Genomic DNA, 13817 nt, shown 5'->3' with positions numbered 1-13817 from the left:
CAGACGCGCGCACCCACCCCCAGCCCCTCCCTTTCAGGGAGGGGAGTTAGTTGGGTTTCACTTCCGTGTTCTGGGATTTCTCGGGCGTCCGGCGCGGCTGGGGATTGCTTCCAGCGGGCGGCCCAAACACCGCTCGACTTCGCGAACGATATATTCCGCGGCGCCGTCCGGGTTTTCCAGCACCTGGCTGTTCCACAGGCGGAGGATCTTCCAGCCCTTGCGTTCCAGATACGCCGCCCGCCGCGTGTCCGCTTCGATGGTGTCCAGATGCTGGCTGCCGTCGAACTCGATGGCCAGTCCGGCACTGCGATGGGCGAGATCGAGGATGAAGGGCGGCTCCGAAAGCTGGCGCGTGAAGGGCGGCCGGTAGCGGCTGAGCCGGTGCCAGATCGCTAGTTCGGCCGGTGTGGGCTGCTCGCGCAGCGCCCGGGCATTGGCGGTCAGCGCCAGCGGGATGCGGCGGCGGGGCATGGCGCGGGGTTAGGTGTGCGCGGAAGTCATGGTCAATCGGCGGGGGCGGCAGATGGATCGGATGCGGACGCAATATTGCCACTGGCTGCGCTGTCCGCCTTCGCGCCCCTCCCTGCCTGCAGGGAGGGGTTGGGGGTGGGTCCGCCGCCGTGAGGCGGCGGCGTGCGGGGCAAGCGGGGGATGGAGTCTTTGAAGCGCGCAGACGCGCGCACCCACCCAGTGCCGGGTGAACAGCGCCCCGCGCTGTTCAGGCCATGCCGGGGGCATGGCCGACCCTGCACTCCCCTCCCTTTCAGGGAGGGGGATTAGTCGGGAGAAACTGTTATGCGGAAAATCATCACGGCAGGGCTGCTGGCCCTGCTGACGGGGGCGTGTGCGCTCCAGGGGAAGGTGGCGCTGGCCGGGGCTGCGGCGGTGGTGGCGGTTAATGATGCCGATGGCGACGGCTTTCTGGACGCGGCCGAAGTGCAGGCGATGGTCGCGCGGGCGATGCCGCCCGACCGGCTGACCGGCGGCTTCTGGGATGCGCTGCGCGCGGCGGCGGTGGCGGCATATTGGTCGCGCGACCTGGACCATGACGGGCGGCTGAGCCCGGCGGAGCTGGCGCGATGAGGTGGTTCGGGCGCAAGGCGGCGCGCGAGGCCGCCCGGCCGGCGCTGGCGCGGGCGGGATGGGGCAGCTTTGGCGACTGGCCGCGCAATTACGAGGCGCAGCTTCGCGAAGGCTATTGCCAGAACCCGATTGCCCAGCGCGCGGTGAAGCTGGTGGCGGAGGGCGCGGGCGGGGCGCCGCTCACCGGATCGGAGCCGGCGCTGGTCGCGCTGGTGACCGCGCGGGTGGCGGGGCAGCGGCTGGTGGAGGCGCTGGCGGCGCAGCTGCTGCTCCATGGCAATGGCTATGCCCAGATCCTGACCGACAGCACGGGCGCGGTGACGGGGCTGTATCCGCTGCGGCCGGAGCGCGTGACGGTGGAGCCCGACGCGGGCGGCTGGCCGGTCGCCTATCGCTACCGGGTGGGCGAGCATGTCACCCGGCTGGCGGCGGACGATGGCGGGCGGCCGCAGATCGTCCATCTGCGCGCCTTTCATCCGGCCGACGACCATTATGGGCTGGGCTGTCTGGGCGCGGCATCGGGGGCGATCGCGATCCACAATGCGGCGACGCGGTGGAACAAGGCGCTGCTCGACAATGCGGCACGGCCGAGCGGGGCGCTGGTCTATGACCCCGGCGACGGATCGGCGCTGAGCCCCGACCAGTTCGCGCGGCTGAAGGACGAAATGGAGGCGGGCTTTGCCGGCGCCGCCAATGCCGGGCGGCCGATGCTGCTCGAAGGCGGGCTGAAATGGCAGGCGCTGAGCCTGACCCCGGCCGACATGGACTTTGTGGGGCTGAAGGCGGCGGCGGCGCGCGAGATCGCGCTGGCGTTCGGCGTGCCGCCGATGCTGCTGGGGCTGCCGGGCGATGCCGCCTATGCCAATTACCGCGAGGCCAATCGCGCGCTGTGGCGGCTGGCGATCCTGCCGCTGGCCGAACAGGTGCTGGCCGGGCTGGCGCAGGGGCTGGCGGGCTGGTTCCCCGATGCGGCGCTGGCGGTGGATGTCGACCAGGTGACGGCGCTGGCCGAGGACCGCGAGCGGCTGTGGCGCCAGGTGAGCGGCGCCGATTTCCTGAGCGAGGACGAGAAGCGCCGGCTGGTGGGGCTGTGAGCGGGGTGCGCTTCGCCGGCTATGCGGCGGTGTTCGATGCGGTCGATCGCGGCGGCGATGTGGTGCGGGCGGGGGCGTTCGGGCCGGTGCGGCCGGTGCCGCTGCTGTGGCAGCATCAGGGCGCGCCGGTGGGGGTGATCGAGACGATCGGGGAGGATGCGCGCGGGCTGCGCGTGATCGGCCGGGTGGAGGATCCGCGGCTGGCGGCGCTGGTGGCGGCGGGCGCGGTGAACGGGCTGTCGTTCGGATACCGGGTGGCGGCGGCGCGGCACGGGGCGGCGCGCGAACTGACGCGGCTGAAGCTGCTCGAGGTCAGTCTGGTCGCGCAGCCGATGCAGCCGCTGGCGCGGGTACATGCGGTGGCATGAATTTATCCCTTTTGGTGAAGACGGAGGATGAAGATGGAGAATGATGTTCTCGTGGAGAGCTTCGATACGGTGGCGCCGGTTCCGGTGCGGCCGATGCTGGCGGGCGGGCGGCCGGTGGCGAGCGCGGCGTTCGAGGGCTATGTGCGGGGGTTCGCGGCTGGCGAGCGAGGCGCTGGTGGTCCCGGCCAGCGGCGGGCGGGCACTGGCGGCGGCGGATGCAGTGGCGGGCGAGACGGTGGTGCAGCTGTTCGAGCTGCCGCCGCTCGACGATACGCCGGCGAGCCGGCCGCAGCTCTATGTCGTGGCGGCGGGGACGGGCGCGGGGTGGCGCAGCGCGGCGCTGCTCGCCAGCACCGATGGCGGATCGCGCTGGGAGGCGGCGGGGAGCACCGCCTATCCCGCCATTCGGGGACCGTTGCCGTGCCGCCGGGCCATGCGCTGGCCGCGCTCGCCGACCTGCGGAACTACTGTGAAGTCGAGCTGCTCCACGCCGGGATGCTGCTTGCCGGTGCCGACGACGCTGCGCTGGACGGCGGCGCCAACCTTGCACTGGTCGGGCGCGAGCTGGTGCAGTTCGGCGCGGCGGAACGGCTGTCCGCCACGCGCTGGCGGCTGCACCGTCTGTGGCGCGGGCGGCGCGGCACCGAAGCCGCGATCGGCACCCAGCAGCCGGGCGACGGCTTCGTCCTGCTCGACCGCGATGCGCTGGCGACGCTGCCGCTGGCCCCGGCTGTGGGCACCGCTGTGCAGCTTCTCGCCCAGGGCACCGGCGATGCGGGGAGCGCCACTCCGGCGCACTGCACGGTGGAGGGGCTGGCGCTGCGCCCGCCTGCGCCGGTGCATCTGCAGGCGGCGCGCATCGGCGACGCGCTGCAACTGCGCTGGATCCGCCGCAGCCGCGCCGGCTGGAGCTGGCGCGACGGCATCGACGCGCCGCTCGTCGAAGAGGCCGAACGCTACCGGGTGACGATCGACGCGATCGGCTGGGCGGCCGAAGTCTCGGCCCCCGTCTGCGACCTTCCCGCCGCGCTGCTTGCCGCCGGCGGCACCGTGGCGGTGCGCCAGATCGGCACCTTCGCCGCCTCCGCACCCGCGACTCTCTTTATCCTTGCAACAGGAGGAAGCACGTGACCACCAGCACGCCCCGCATGGCCCTGCCTTTCCTTGAGGCGGGCCAGGCCCAGAAGGAGATCACCCATAACGAAGCGCTGGCGCGGCTCGACATTGTCGTTCAGGGCGCGCTGGCGGGCCACGATATCGATACGCCGCCGGCCGATCCCCAGCCCGGCCAGTGCTGGCTGGCCGGTTCCCATCCCACCGGCGACTGGTCTTCGCGCCCGCAGCATATTGCCTGCTGGAACGATAATGGCTGGCGCTTCGTCGCCCCGGTCGAAGGCATGCGCTTCTGGCTGGGCGTGGATGCCGGCGAGGCGCGCTTCACCGGCGGCAACTGGCATGTCGGCGAGGTCCATGGCCGCCTGCACGTCGGCGGCACCCAGGTTGTTGGCGCGCGCCAGCCCTCTATAAGGGAACCTAGCGGAGGCACGACGGTTGACGCGCAAGCGCGGCAGTCGGTTTCGGGGATATTGCAGGCATTGCGGCGCCACGGGTTGATCGAAGAGGTTTAACCTGTGACGTTCCTGCAACAGTCCCCGGATTTGTGCGCTTGCGTGGAAACTTTGGTTTGAGTAGTGAGTTTGGCCTGTCCGTATGGACAACCATGAAAGGGGAATATGATGCGGAAGCTTGCCGTCACTCTGGCACTTGCGACGACCGCGCTCAGCACGCCCGCCCTTGCCCGCGATGACTCGTGGTATGTGGGTGTTGAAGGCGGCGCGATGCTCGTCGAAGACATTCACTTCGACGTTGGCACCAGCAAGGATGTCGTGACGCAGAACCACCATGCCGGCTACGACTTCGGCGGCGAAATCGGCTATGATTTCGGTCCGTTCCGTGCCGAAGCCGAAGTGAGCTATCGCCGTGCGCGCGTCGACAGCGCCAACACGTCGATCGCGATCCCGAACGTGACTGGCAGTGCCGCTACGACCGCAGCGGCTGGAAATTACACGCAGGCCAGCGGCTCTGCGTCGGCGCTGTCGTTCATGGTCAATGGCCTGCTCGACTTCGGCGATGACAATGGCCTGCAGGGCTTTGTTGGCGGCGGTGCGGGTGTGGCCCGCATCAAGGACCGTCTGCGCGTCGCTGGTCCGGCTGACTCGCTGAACGACTCCGACACCGTCTTCGCCTGGCAGGCACTGGCCGGCGTTCGCGCACCGATCAACAAGCATGTCGACGTCTCGCTGAAGTATCGCTTCTTCAACGCACCGAACGTCAAGCTGGTCGATCTCGGCGGCAACCAGTGGAAGGGCCGTTATCGCTCGCACAGCCTGCTGGTCGGTCTGACCTATAACTTCGGCGGCAAGGAGCCCGAACCGGCTCCGGCACCCGCGCCGACCCCGGCTCCGGCCCCCGAGCCCGCTCCGGCTCCGGCCCCGGCCCCGGCCCCGGCTCCCGAAGCCAAGGTCTGCACCCCCGGCCCGTACATCGTGTTCTTCGACTGGAACAAGTCGGACATCACGCCGGAAGCCGCGAGCATCCTGGACAATGCGATCAGCAACTATGCTGACTGCCAGAACACCAAGGTGATGATCGCCGGTTACACCGACCGCTCGGGTTCGGCCGCCTACAACGTGAAGCTCTCGCAGCGTCGCGCTGACACGGTCCGCACCTACATGACCGGCAAGGGCATTCCGGACGCGGCTGTCACCGCGCAGGGATTCGGCGAAAGCAACCCGCGCGTTCCGACCGCCGACGGCGTCCGCGAACTGCAGAACCGCCGTGTCGAAATCACCTACGGCCCCGGTTCGGGCCAGTAAGACCTGTTCCCACCCGTACGGGATGGAAACAAAGAGGGGAGGCCGGGCAATCGGCCTCCCTTTTTTTCGTGCGGGGGAAGGGCCGGCGCTACCTTGAAATTCGCTGTTCCGCGAATTTCCAAACGGCTTCTTCTTCCTCTATCAGGTATAGTCCGCATTGCGCAGTGCCGTCATGGTGCGTAGCAGGCGCGACCGATGGGGCTGGTGCAATATCGACGCGGGTGGATGCGTGCCGTAATGGCGCTTTGCGCATCGCTTGCGCTTGCCTTCAACATCGCGATACCGCCGGGTTTCATGCCCGCGTCGGCACCCGACCATATGATCGTGGTGGCGATCTGCTCGGGCCAGGGGCCTGTCCCGGTCGCCCTGGCAATTCCGATGACGGGCGATCACCACGAGGGCGGCACGGTCGATCATCGGTCGCCCTGCACCTTTGCGCTTCATGCCGTGCCGACGATACTGCCCGATCTGGCACCGTCGGTACTTGCGGCGCTGTCGTTCATGGCGAATACGTCCCCGATCCCGCGCCTTGGCATCCGCCCCGGCCGGGGAATGGCGGCACCGCCGCCGCCCAGTCACGCGCCTCCGCTGTTTCTCGCCTGACCTCGTACCAGCAGTCGCATTGCTGCGTCTGCTGATCCTTCCTGCCTGCGGCGCACGCGCGCCGCGCGGCTTTAGTCGAGATACAGCAATGACCATTTCCCTCTCGTCGCGCGCGACCGCGCGATCACTTCGTTGCACGCTGCTGGCGAGCATTTCCTTTCTCTGCATGACGGCGCCTGCCTTTGCCCAGCAGGCAACGCCGCTGCCCCAGGTCGATGTCGGTTCTGCCGCCGATCCGGGCACGGTAATGCCGGTATCCCGCGCGATGCTGGATTCCTGGACTGCGCGGAGCAGCGACGTCGCCGAGATTTTGGCGCAGCTTCCCGGCGTGTCGGCTTTCGGCGCGGGCGGCGTTTCGAGCCTGCCGACAATCCGCGGGCTGGACAATCAGCGGGTATCGATCCTGGTCGACGGGGTGAAGATCGACGAGGTCTGCCCGAATAACATGAACCCGCCCCTGTCCTATGCTGATCCGCAGACGATCGGTTCGATTGCCGTGCTGACCGGCGCAACGCCGGTCAGCATGGGCGGCGACAGCATCGGCGGCGCCATTGCGGTGGACAGCCCTGCGCCACGCTTTGCAACGAACGGCGACACGCTGGTTACCGGCCGGGCCACGGCCTTTTACCGCTCGAACGGCGACGGCTTTGGTGGGTCAGGAACCGTCACTGTCGCCACCCGCAGCCTCAGCCTGAGCTATGCCGGTTCGTACACCCAGTCGGACAACTACAAGGGCGGCGGCAATGCCGGTGTGGTTCGCTCGACCGAATTCGCCAAGACCGATCACAGCCTTGCGCTCGCGGCGCAGACCGGCGCGGGCCTGTTCGAGTTGCGTGGCGGCTATCAATACGCTCCCTATGAGGGATTTCCGAACCAGTATATGGACATGACGGACAATCGCTCGTGGTTCGTCAACGGCCATTATCTGGGGGTATTCGGCTGGGGAGATGTCGATTTGCGGGTCCAGTACCGCAATGTCCGGCACGAAATGAACTTCCTGGTTGACAAGGGCGGTACCGCGGACGGCGGCATGCCGATGGACACGGACGGTCATAGCGCGGGCTATACGCTGAAGGTCAATGCCCCCGTTTCTTCGATGCATATAATCGGGTTCGGCAGCGAATTGCATCATCAGTGGCTGAACGACTGGTGGCCACCGGTGGCCGGCAGCATGATGATGGGACCGGGCACGTTCCTCAATATCAACCGCGCGCATCGCGACCGGCTGGGCAGCTTCGTCGAAGTGAAGTCGGCTTGGCACGACCGTCTGAACACCACCATCGGCATCCGCAACGACCAGGTGTGGATGAACACCGGTGATGTCGCACCCTATGGCACAGGCATGATGCAGATGGCCGACACCATGGCCGCCGCCGCATTCAACGCGGCCGGCCACGCCCGGCATGACAGCAATTGGAGCGGATCGGCGATGCTGCAATACCGTCCGGCGGGAGCGGTGGCGATCGATCTTGGCTATGCCCGCAAGGTGCGGTCTCCGACCTTGTACGAGCGCTATGCCTGGGGGCGTGGCGCCATGGCGAGCACGATGATCGGTTGGTTCGGGGACGGTAACGGCTATGTCGGGAACCTAAACCTGAAGCCGGAGCGTGCCGATACCGTCAGTGCGGCCGTGACAGTGACGGGGAAAGGCAAGTCGCCCTGGTCGTTGCGCATCGCACCCTATTTCACGCACGTCGCCGATTATATCGATGTGGTGAAGCTGGCGGACCTGAGGAACATGATGGGCATGCCGAGCGGGTTCGTGCAGTTGCAGTTCGCTAACCGTGAAGCACGCTTTTATGGTGTCGACCTCAGCGGCCGGGCATCGCTGTGGCAGGGGAGCGCGGGCGACAGCGCGTGGATCGACGTGGCTGCCAGCTGGCTGCACGGCGAAAACCTGACCGATGACGAGCCGCTATATCACCAGATGCCGCTGAATGCGACGATCGGCGTGCACGCCGCCGCGCGGGGCTGGGACGGTTTTGCGGAAGTGCAGGCCGTGGCGGACAAGGACCGGGTCGATGCCACACGTAACGAACCGAAGACGCAAGGCTATGCCCTTGTCAGCCTGGGTGCGGGCTATAGCTGGAAGGGATTCCGTCTCGGGCTCGATGTCAGCAACCTGTTCGATGCGCGCTACGCGCTGCCGCTCGGCGGCCAATCGATCGCCGATTATCAGGCGACGGGTGCGCTTCGCCCGGTGCCGGGGCGGGGCCGCAGTCTGAATGTCCAGATCAGCAAGGCGTTCTGAGACGGGCGGGGCGGCCCGGTATCGCCGCCCCGCATCCGTGCCGCCGATCGGGCTGGGCGGGGCCGGACTGGCGCTTGCCGGCCTCGCCCTGCTGGTGCTGGCGCAACGTCCGGACCGATTGCCTGCGCCAAAGCGGCATACGGCGATTGCGGTGTTCGCGGTGCCGGAGCCGGCTGTCCGGCGGGTGCCGTCGTCAAGGCATCGCACGCCGCGGGCGTTGCCCGGGCGAGCATCGCGCTTGCCGGTTGCGGCCGTTTCCCCGCCGCGGGCGCTGGTTCCTCCGGCGGCGCCCACCGCTTCCCCGGCGATAACCGTGTCTGCGCCGACGGTCCCACCGCCCCAGCCCGCAGTCATTGAATCTTCGCAGGTGAGCCCGCCGCCACGCGACGGCGGATCGCTACGCAGTGATTATGCCACGCGGCTGTGGCGCCATATCGCCGCACGCCGGCCGCGGGGGATTCGGCTGGCGGGAACGGTGCTCCTGGAGTTCGAAATCGACGCTGGCGGACGCTTGCGCCGGCTCGCCGTGCGGAGCGGCAGCGGCAATCCGATGCTGGACCGGCTCGCGATGCGGACGGTTGAACGGGCCGCGCCTTTCCCGGCGCCGCCCGTTCAACTTGCGGAGACGGAACGGGCGTTTACGATTCCGTTCAGCTTCGAATAGGATGTATCGTATCGACGATACATTCGGCCCTGCTCACCCCCACCACACCGGCACCCGCGCATCCCCCAGTTCCTCGACCCGGCGCAGTTCCACCATCAGCCCCAGATCCGGATAGCGCACGCGCGTCCGCGGACCCGGCTCGGCGATGGGGGCCACAACCAGCCGGCGGTTGACCTTCGAGCGATAGTGCATCCGGGCGGTATTTTCCTGCCCGACATAGCAGCCCTTGGTGAAGCTGACGCCGTGCAGCTCGGCGGCGTTGCATTCCAGCCATAGCGTCTGGTCCTGGCCGAGTTCGGCCGTGCCCTCCGTCACGGCCAACGCCAGCCGGTGCGCGCGCCAGCCATCGTCGGCGGGATCGCCCTCCGCCTCGCCCAGCCAGCGCCAGCCCAGGTCCGGCAGGCGGGGGTCGGGCACGCCGCGGCCGGGTTCGGGCGACCAGTGGACGGCACCTTCCACCGCCTCGATCGTGATGGCGCGGCGCAGGCGATAGAGCGTCAGGCGGCGGGCCAGGGCCTCGCGTTGCTCCGCCTCGCAATCGATCAGGATCGCGTCGCCATCGGGCCACAGCAGGAAGTCGAACAGTGCCTTGCCCTGCGGCGTCAGCAGCCCCGCCCATTGCGGCGCTTCGGGCGTTACGCTCGTCATGTCCTGCGTGAGCAGGCCCTGGAGAAAGCCCTTCACGTCGTCGCCCGACAGGCGGAGCAGGGCGCGGGAGGCTAGGCGGGTGCTGGTATTGGCCATGGCGAACAGGTAGGGCTCCGTGGCGCCACGGGAAAGAGGCTGAGGATCATGCACGTCGAACTGAAACTGCGCGGGGGCCGCGTCCACCTTCCTTCCGGTCCGGCCGAAGTCGATATCGGCGTCAGCGGCGGCAAGATCGTCGCGGTCGGGGATGTCGGCGATGCGGGCGAGGTAATCGACTGCACCGGGCTCGACGTGCTGCCGGGCGTGATCGACAGTCAGGTCCATTTCCGCGAGCCGGGGCTGGAGACCAAGGAAGACCTGGAAAGCGGCAGCCGCTCGGCGGTGCTGGGCGGCGTGACCGCAGTGTTCGAAATGCCGAATACCAAGCCCAATACCGACAGCGCCGAGGCGGTGGCCGACAAATTGCGGCGCGCGCACCATCGCATGTGGTGCGACCATGCCTTTTATGTCGGCGCGACCAACCATAATGCCGAGGCGCTGGCCGAACTGGAGCGGCTGCCCGGCACGGCGGGGGTGAAGATCTTCATGGGCGCCTCGACCGGCGACCTGCTCGTCTCCGACGATGCCAATCTGGCGCGCGTGCTCGCCTCCGGCCACCGTCGCGTGGCGATCCACGCCGAGGACGAGTTCCGCATGCAGGAGCGGCTGGGCGAACGGGTGCCGGGCGACCCGGCTTCGCATCCGGTGTGGCGCGACGACGAAAGCGCGATCCTGGCGACGCGGCGCATCCTGCGGCTGGCGCGCGAGGCCCGGCGGCGCATCCATGTGCTCCACGTCACCACGCCGGCCGAGCTGGAGCTGCTGGGCCAGCACAAGGACATCGCGACCTGCGAAGTGACGCCGCAGCACCTGACGCTGGCGGGCGAGGAAGCCTATCCCGCGATCGGCACCTATGCCCAGATGAATCCACCGATCCGCTCCGGCGCGCATCGCGACGGGCTGTGGCACTGGCTGCGCCAGGGCGTGCCCGACGTGCTCGGATCGGACCATGCGCCGCATACGCGCGAGGAGAAGGCGCGGGCCTATCCGGACAGCCCCAGCGGCATGCCCGGGGTGCAGACGCTGCTGCCGTTGATGCTGAACCATGTCGCCGAAGGGCGGCTGACGCTGCAGCGGCTGATCGACCTGACCAGCGCCGGGCCGCAGCGCATCTTCGGCATTGTCGGCAAGGGGCGGATCGTGCCGGGCTATGACGCCGATTTCACCGTGGTCGACCTGAAGGCGCGCTGGACGGTGGAGGAAAGCTGGCTGGCATCGCGCTGCGGCTGGTCGCCGTTCACCGGCATGACGCTGACCGGGCGACCGGTCGGCACGATTATCCGCGGCAACCGGGTGATGTGGGAAGCAGAACTCGCCGAGGCGGCGATCGGCGAGCCGGTGCGGTTCGAGGCAGTCGACTTCGGCTGAGCAAGCGGGGCGGGGCCGATGTGCGGTCCCGCCCGTCTGCGATCAGAAGGGCAGCCAGCGCTGCTTTTCGCTGAATTTCATATAGCCGGCGTTCACGCCCAGCCGCCACCCGACGCCGAGGCGCACCGGGATCAGCACGATGTCGCCGCGGCGCAGATACGAAGCAGAGAAGCCGCCGACGACATAGACGCGGCCTTCGCCCTGCGGGAAGCGCTTGTAGATGTCCTGCGTGTCGTAGAGGTTATAGACCAGCACGAACACCTTGTTGGCATCGCCGCCGACGTCGAAGCCGATCGACGGGCCGGTCCAGTAGATCGGCCGCTGGCCCTCGATCTTGTGGAACATCTGGCCCTTGCCATAGCGCAGGCCGACGCCGATCGCGCCCGCCGCCTCGCTGCCGGCGATATAGGCATTGGGCTGGCCCTGATCCTTCAGGATCTTCTCGATGAGGCCGGCCAGGCCAGCGGCGCCCTTGCCGAACACGCCCTCTGCGGCGGAAAGCACGTCGTCCTGCGCGAAGGTATCGGTCGCCTGCTGCCGGACATTGTCGCCCGGCTGGGGCGCCGTGGTAGCGGCGGCGGGCGGCGTGGCCTGCATGTCCTGCTGCGGAGGCGGGGGATTGTCGGCCGGGGGATAGGTGGGCGCATCCGCCGGCGCCGTCGTCGCCTGCGGCGGCGGGCTGCGCAGGTCCGAATCGATCGCCGCGTTGGGGTCCACTGTCGTGACCTGCGCCGCTGCCGGCACGGTCGCCAGCCCCATCAGCGCAGCCGCCGACCAAAACGCCAGAGAACGCAATCGCATCGTCAATTCCACCCCCAAAATGTGCGGAGACGCTAAAGCCAAGCGGCTGTCGCTGCAATGAACGGGCGATAACCTGAGTCGATTTCGCGTTCGGGTGGTTCTACCGGTTGATCCCCCCGCATCGCTTCGTTATAGGGCTCGCCCTCAGGCCCTTTCCGGAGACGTGGGTGAGTGGCTGAAACCAGCGGTTTGCTAAACCGCCGTACGGGGATTACTCGTACCGAGGGTTCGAATCCCTCCGTCTCCGCCATTCAATTACAATAAAATCAACGGGTTAAGTCGGAAAGGCCCGGCTGTGCCATTGGCACACCCGCCGGCGCGCAGCGGATGCGGCATCGAAGGCGTCCCCATATTTCGTTTCGCGGCGTTCCGGTTGTTGCTAACGGGGCGGCGCGATGATCATTTCTGCACCCACCGACTATCGGGAAGCCGCCCGGCGCCGGCTGCCCCGCTTTCTATTCGACTATATCGATGGCGGTGCCGTCACCGAAAGCACGATGCGCAGCAACGTGGCCGAATTGCAGGGCGTGGCGCTTCGCCAGCGCGTGCTGCACGGCGTGGGCGAGCCTGACCTGGGTACGGAAATTCTAGGCAGCCCCTGGGCGCTACCGTTCGCGCTGGCCCCAGTCGGTGCCACCGGCATGTATGCGCGTCGCGGCGAAGTGCAGGCGGCGCGCGCGGCGGCGGCAAAGGGCATTCCCTATATCCTCTCCACCGTCTCGGTCTGCTCGATCGAGGAAGTCGCCGAACATGCCGAGGGCGATCTGTGGTCGCAGCTCTATGTGCTCAAGGATCGCGGCTATATGCAGAGCTCGCTCGAGCGGGCCTGGGCCGCGGGCATGAAGACGCTGGTCTTCACGGTCGACATGCCGGCGCCGGGTTCGCGCTATCGCGATCGCCATTCGGGCATGGCGGGCAGCGGCGCCACGCTGCGCCAGTACATGCAAGCGGTGATGCATCCGCGCTGGGCGCTCGATGTGGGCGTGCTGGGCAGGCCGCTCTCGTTCGGCAATATCGAGCGCTATACCGGCCGCCGGATGCGGATGAAGGATTATACCGGTTTCCTGTCGCGGAATTTCGATCCCTCGATCCGCTGGTCCGACCTCGAATGGATTCGCGAGAGCTGGAAGGGCAAGCTGGTCCTGAAGGGCATATTGGACCCGGAGGATGCGCGCGACGCCGCACGGCTGGGGGCTGATGCCATCATCGTTTCCAACCATGGCGGCCGCCAGCTCGATGGTGCGATCCCCACCGCGCGCGCGCTTCCTTATGTGGCGGACGCGATTGCGGGCGACATGACCGTGCTTGCCGATTCGGGCATACGCTCCGGGCTGGACGTGGCGCGGATGCTGGCGCTGGGCGCGCAGGGCGTCCTGCTCGGCCGAAGCTATGTCTATGCGTTGGCGGCGCGGGGCCAAGCCGGCGTCGAACATCTGCTGGAGCTGATCGCGGCCGACTTGCGGGTGACGATGATCCTCACCGGAGCCCGGACCATCGCCGACATCACTCGCGATCAGCTGGTCGCCGTCGAGGCAGAGATCGTACGCGGGCGCAGCGCGCAGTAAGCGCCCGGCGCGCTGGCTTGTGCCCGTCGCGCGGCGCGCCTATCACGAGCAGCGTAACGGGTGCCCGAAAGGGCTTAATCGGGAAGTCCGGGCGGTGGGTCTCCACCAAAGCCGGCACTGCTCCCGCAACTGTAGCCGGTGAGCGCATCGCCATCATGCCATTGGGGGCCTGGCCCCCGAGAAGGCGGCGACGGCGCGACGATCCGGCAAGTCAGGAAACCGGCCCGATACCGTCGTTCCTTCGCGCGGGCGGGATGTACCGGGCGGACGAGGGCTATCCCTTGGCGGACGACAAGCCGTGTCTGTTGCCGAAGGGAAGCCCGATGTCGAAGCACCGCTGACCTGATCTCGCAGCCGCGATGCCACCCGTGCATCGCCCGCTTCCCCATGCCCGCCC

General features: G+C 68.0%; 14 protein-coding genes, 1 tRNA gene and 1 riboswitch. Of the genes, 12 read left to right on the top strand and 3 right to left on the bottom strand.

Going from position 1 to position 13817, the window contains the following annotated elements; genetic code table 11:
- Positions 1-57 precede the first annotated feature (57 nt).
- Positions 58-471: an endonuclease domain-containing protein gene (locus tag ACT53M_RS05520; protein ID WP_476232013.1), complete on the bottom strand. Its 414-nt coding sequence runs from the start codon at positions 469-471 to the stop codon at positions 58-60.
- 324 nt (positions 472-795) lie between these two features.
- Here ACT53M_RS05520 and ACT53M_RS05515 point away from each other — a divergent pair, with 324 nt between their 5' ends.
- From ACT53M_RS05515 to ACT53M_RS05475, 9 genes are all read left to right on the top strand, one after another.
- Positions 796-1083, top strand: coding sequence for a hypothetical protein (locus ACT53M_RS05515; RefSeq protein ID WP_476232012.1), 288 nt, complete (start codon positions 796-798; stop codon positions 1081-1083).
- Positions 1080-2177 (top strand): phage portal protein, encoded by a 1098-nt coding sequence (locus ACT53M_RS05510; RefSeq protein ID WP_476232010.1) that lies wholly within the window; start codon positions 1080-1082, stop codon positions 2175-2177. The genes ACT53M_RS05515 and ACT53M_RS05510 overlap by 4 nt, the downstream gene beginning before the upstream one ends.
- Complete coding sequence (locus tag ACT53M_RS05505; protein ID WP_476232009.1) at positions 2174-2545, top strand: HK97 family phage prohead protease; 372 nt, start codon at positions 2174-2176, stop codon at positions 2543-2545. Before ACT53M_RS05510 ends, ACT53M_RS05505 begins: the two co-directional genes overlap by 4 nt.
- Before the next feature lie 33 nt (positions 2546-2578).
- Positions 2579-3676, top strand: a complete 1098-nt coding sequence (locus ACT53M_RS05500; RefSeq protein WP_476232007.1) for a GTA baseplate fiber-binding domain-containing protein — start codon at positions 2579-2581, stop codon at positions 3674-3676.
- The gene (locus ACT53M_RS05495; RefSeq protein WP_476232006.1) at positions 3673-4173 is read left to right on the top strand and encodes a DUF2793 domain-containing protein; all 501 of its coding nucleotides are present in this window, start codon (positions 3673-3675) and stop codon (positions 4171-4173) included. The genes ACT53M_RS05500 and ACT53M_RS05495 overlap by 4 nt, the downstream gene beginning before the upstream one ends.
- 108 nt (positions 4174-4281) lie before the next feature.
- Positions 4282-5421, top strand: coding sequence for an OmpA family protein (locus tag ACT53M_RS05490; protein ID WP_476232005.1), 1140 nt, complete (start codon positions 4282-4284; stop codon positions 5419-5421).
- Positions 5422-5715: 294 nt separating this feature from the next.
- Positions 5716-6024 carry a hypothetical protein gene (locus tag ACT53M_RS05485; protein ID WP_476232004.1) on the top strand — a complete coding sequence of 103 codons (309 nt, stop codon included), beginning with the start codon at positions 5716-5718 and terminating at the stop codon, positions 6022-6024.
- 166 nt (positions 6025-6190) lie between these two features.
- Positions 6191-8275: a TonB-dependent receptor gene (locus tag ACT53M_RS05480; RefSeq protein WP_476232003.1), complete on the top strand. Its 2085-nt coding sequence runs from the start codon at positions 6191-6193 to the stop codon at positions 8273-8275.
- A gap of 367 nt (positions 8276-8642) precedes the next feature.
- Positions 8643-8939 (top strand): energy transducer TonB family protein, encoded by a 297-nt coding sequence (locus ACT53M_RS05475; RefSeq protein WP_476226501.1) that lies wholly within the window; start codon positions 8643-8645, stop codon positions 8937-8939.
- Positions 8940-8972: 33 nt separating this feature from the next.
- Here ACT53M_RS05475 and ygfZ read toward each other — a convergent pair whose 3' ends face one another.
- A complete protein-coding gene (ygfZ, locus tag ACT53M_RS05470) occupies positions 8973-9683 on the bottom strand; it encodes a CAF17-like 4Fe-4S cluster assembly/insertion protein YgfZ (RefSeq protein ID WP_476232002.1) in 711 nt (236 codons plus the stop codon).
- Between the two features lie 48 nt (positions 9684-9731).
- On the opposite strand from ygfZ, the gene ACT53M_RS05465 reads away from it, so the two are divergent.
- Positions 9732-11054: a dihydroorotase gene (locus ACT53M_RS05465; RefSeq protein ID WP_476232001.1), complete on the top strand. Its 1323-nt coding sequence runs from the start codon at positions 9732-9734 to the stop codon at positions 11052-11054.
- 42 nt (positions 11055-11096) lie between these two features.
- Here ACT53M_RS05465 and ACT53M_RS05460 read toward each other — a convergent pair whose 3' ends face one another.
- A complete protein-coding gene (locus ACT53M_RS05460) occupies positions 11097-11855 on the bottom strand; it encodes a DUF1134 domain-containing protein (RefSeq protein ID WP_476232000.1) in 759 nt (252 codons plus the stop codon).
- 157 nt (positions 11856-12012) lie between these two features.
- Here ACT53M_RS05460 and ACT53M_RS05455 point away from each other — a divergent pair.
- Both ACT53M_RS05455 and lldD read left to right on the top strand, forming a co-directional pair.
- Positions 12013-12105: transfer RNA gene (locus ACT53M_RS05455), tRNA-Ser, on the top strand.
- A 145-nt stretch (positions 12106-12250) separates the two neighbouring features.
- Positions 12251-13420, top strand: a complete 1170-nt coding sequence (lldD, locus tag ACT53M_RS05450) for an FMN-dependent L-lactate dehydrogenase LldD (protein WP_476231999.1) — start codon at positions 12251-12253, stop codon at positions 13418-13420.
- 41 nt (positions 13421-13461) lie between these two features.
- Positions 13462-13662: riboswitch (cobalamin riboswitch) on the top strand.
- The last annotated feature ends 155 nt before the right edge of the window (positions 13663-13817 follow it).

This window comes from Sphingomonas sp. DMC6 (genome assembly GCF_056314225.1).
This window is presented reverse-complemented; position numbering and strand designations above follow the sequence as displayed.

Coding starts and splice junctions, on each gene's coding strand:
- ACT53M_RS05520 (WP_476232013.1), bottom strand. CDS start 471: ATGCCCCGCCGCCGCATCCCGCTGGCGCTGACCGCCAATGCCCGGGCG.
- ACT53M_RS05515 (WP_476232012.1), top strand. CDS start 796: ATGCGGAAAATCATCACGGCAGGGCTGCTGGCCCTGCTGACGGGGGCG.
- ACT53M_RS05510 (WP_476232010.1), top strand. CDS start 1,080: ATGAGGTGGTTCGGGCGCAAGGCGGCGCGCGAGGCCGCCCGGCCGGCG.
- ACT53M_RS05500 (WP_476232007.1), top strand. CDS start 2,579: ATGGAGAATGATGTTCTCGTGGAGAGCTTCGATACGGTGGCGCCGGTT.
- ACT53M_RS05490 (WP_476232005.1), top strand. CDS start 4,282: ATGCGGAAGCTTGCCGTCACTCTGGCACTTGCGACGACCGCGCTCAGC.
- ACT53M_RS05485 (WP_476232004.1), top strand. CDS start 5,716: ATGCCCGCGTCGGCACCCGACCATATGATCGTGGTGGCGATCTGCTCG.
- ACT53M_RS05480 (WP_476232003.1), top strand. CDS start 6,191: ATGACGGCGCCTGCCTTTGCCCAGCAGGCAACGCCGCTGCCCCAGGTC.
- ygfZ (WP_476232002.1), bottom strand. CDS start 9,683: ATGGCCAATACCAGCACCCGCCTAGCCTCCCGCGCCCTGCTCCGCCTG.
- ACT53M_RS05465 (WP_476232001.1), top strand. CDS start 9,732: ATGCACGTCGAACTGAAACTGCGCGGGGGCCGCGTCCACCTTCCTTCC.
- ACT53M_RS05460 (WP_476232000.1), bottom strand. CDS start 11,855: ATGCGATTGCGTTCTCTGGCGTTTTGGTCGGCGGCTGCGCTGATGGGG.
- lldD (WP_476231999.1), top strand. CDS start 12,251: ATGATCATTTCTGCACCCACCGACTATCGGGAAGCCGCCCGGCGCCGG.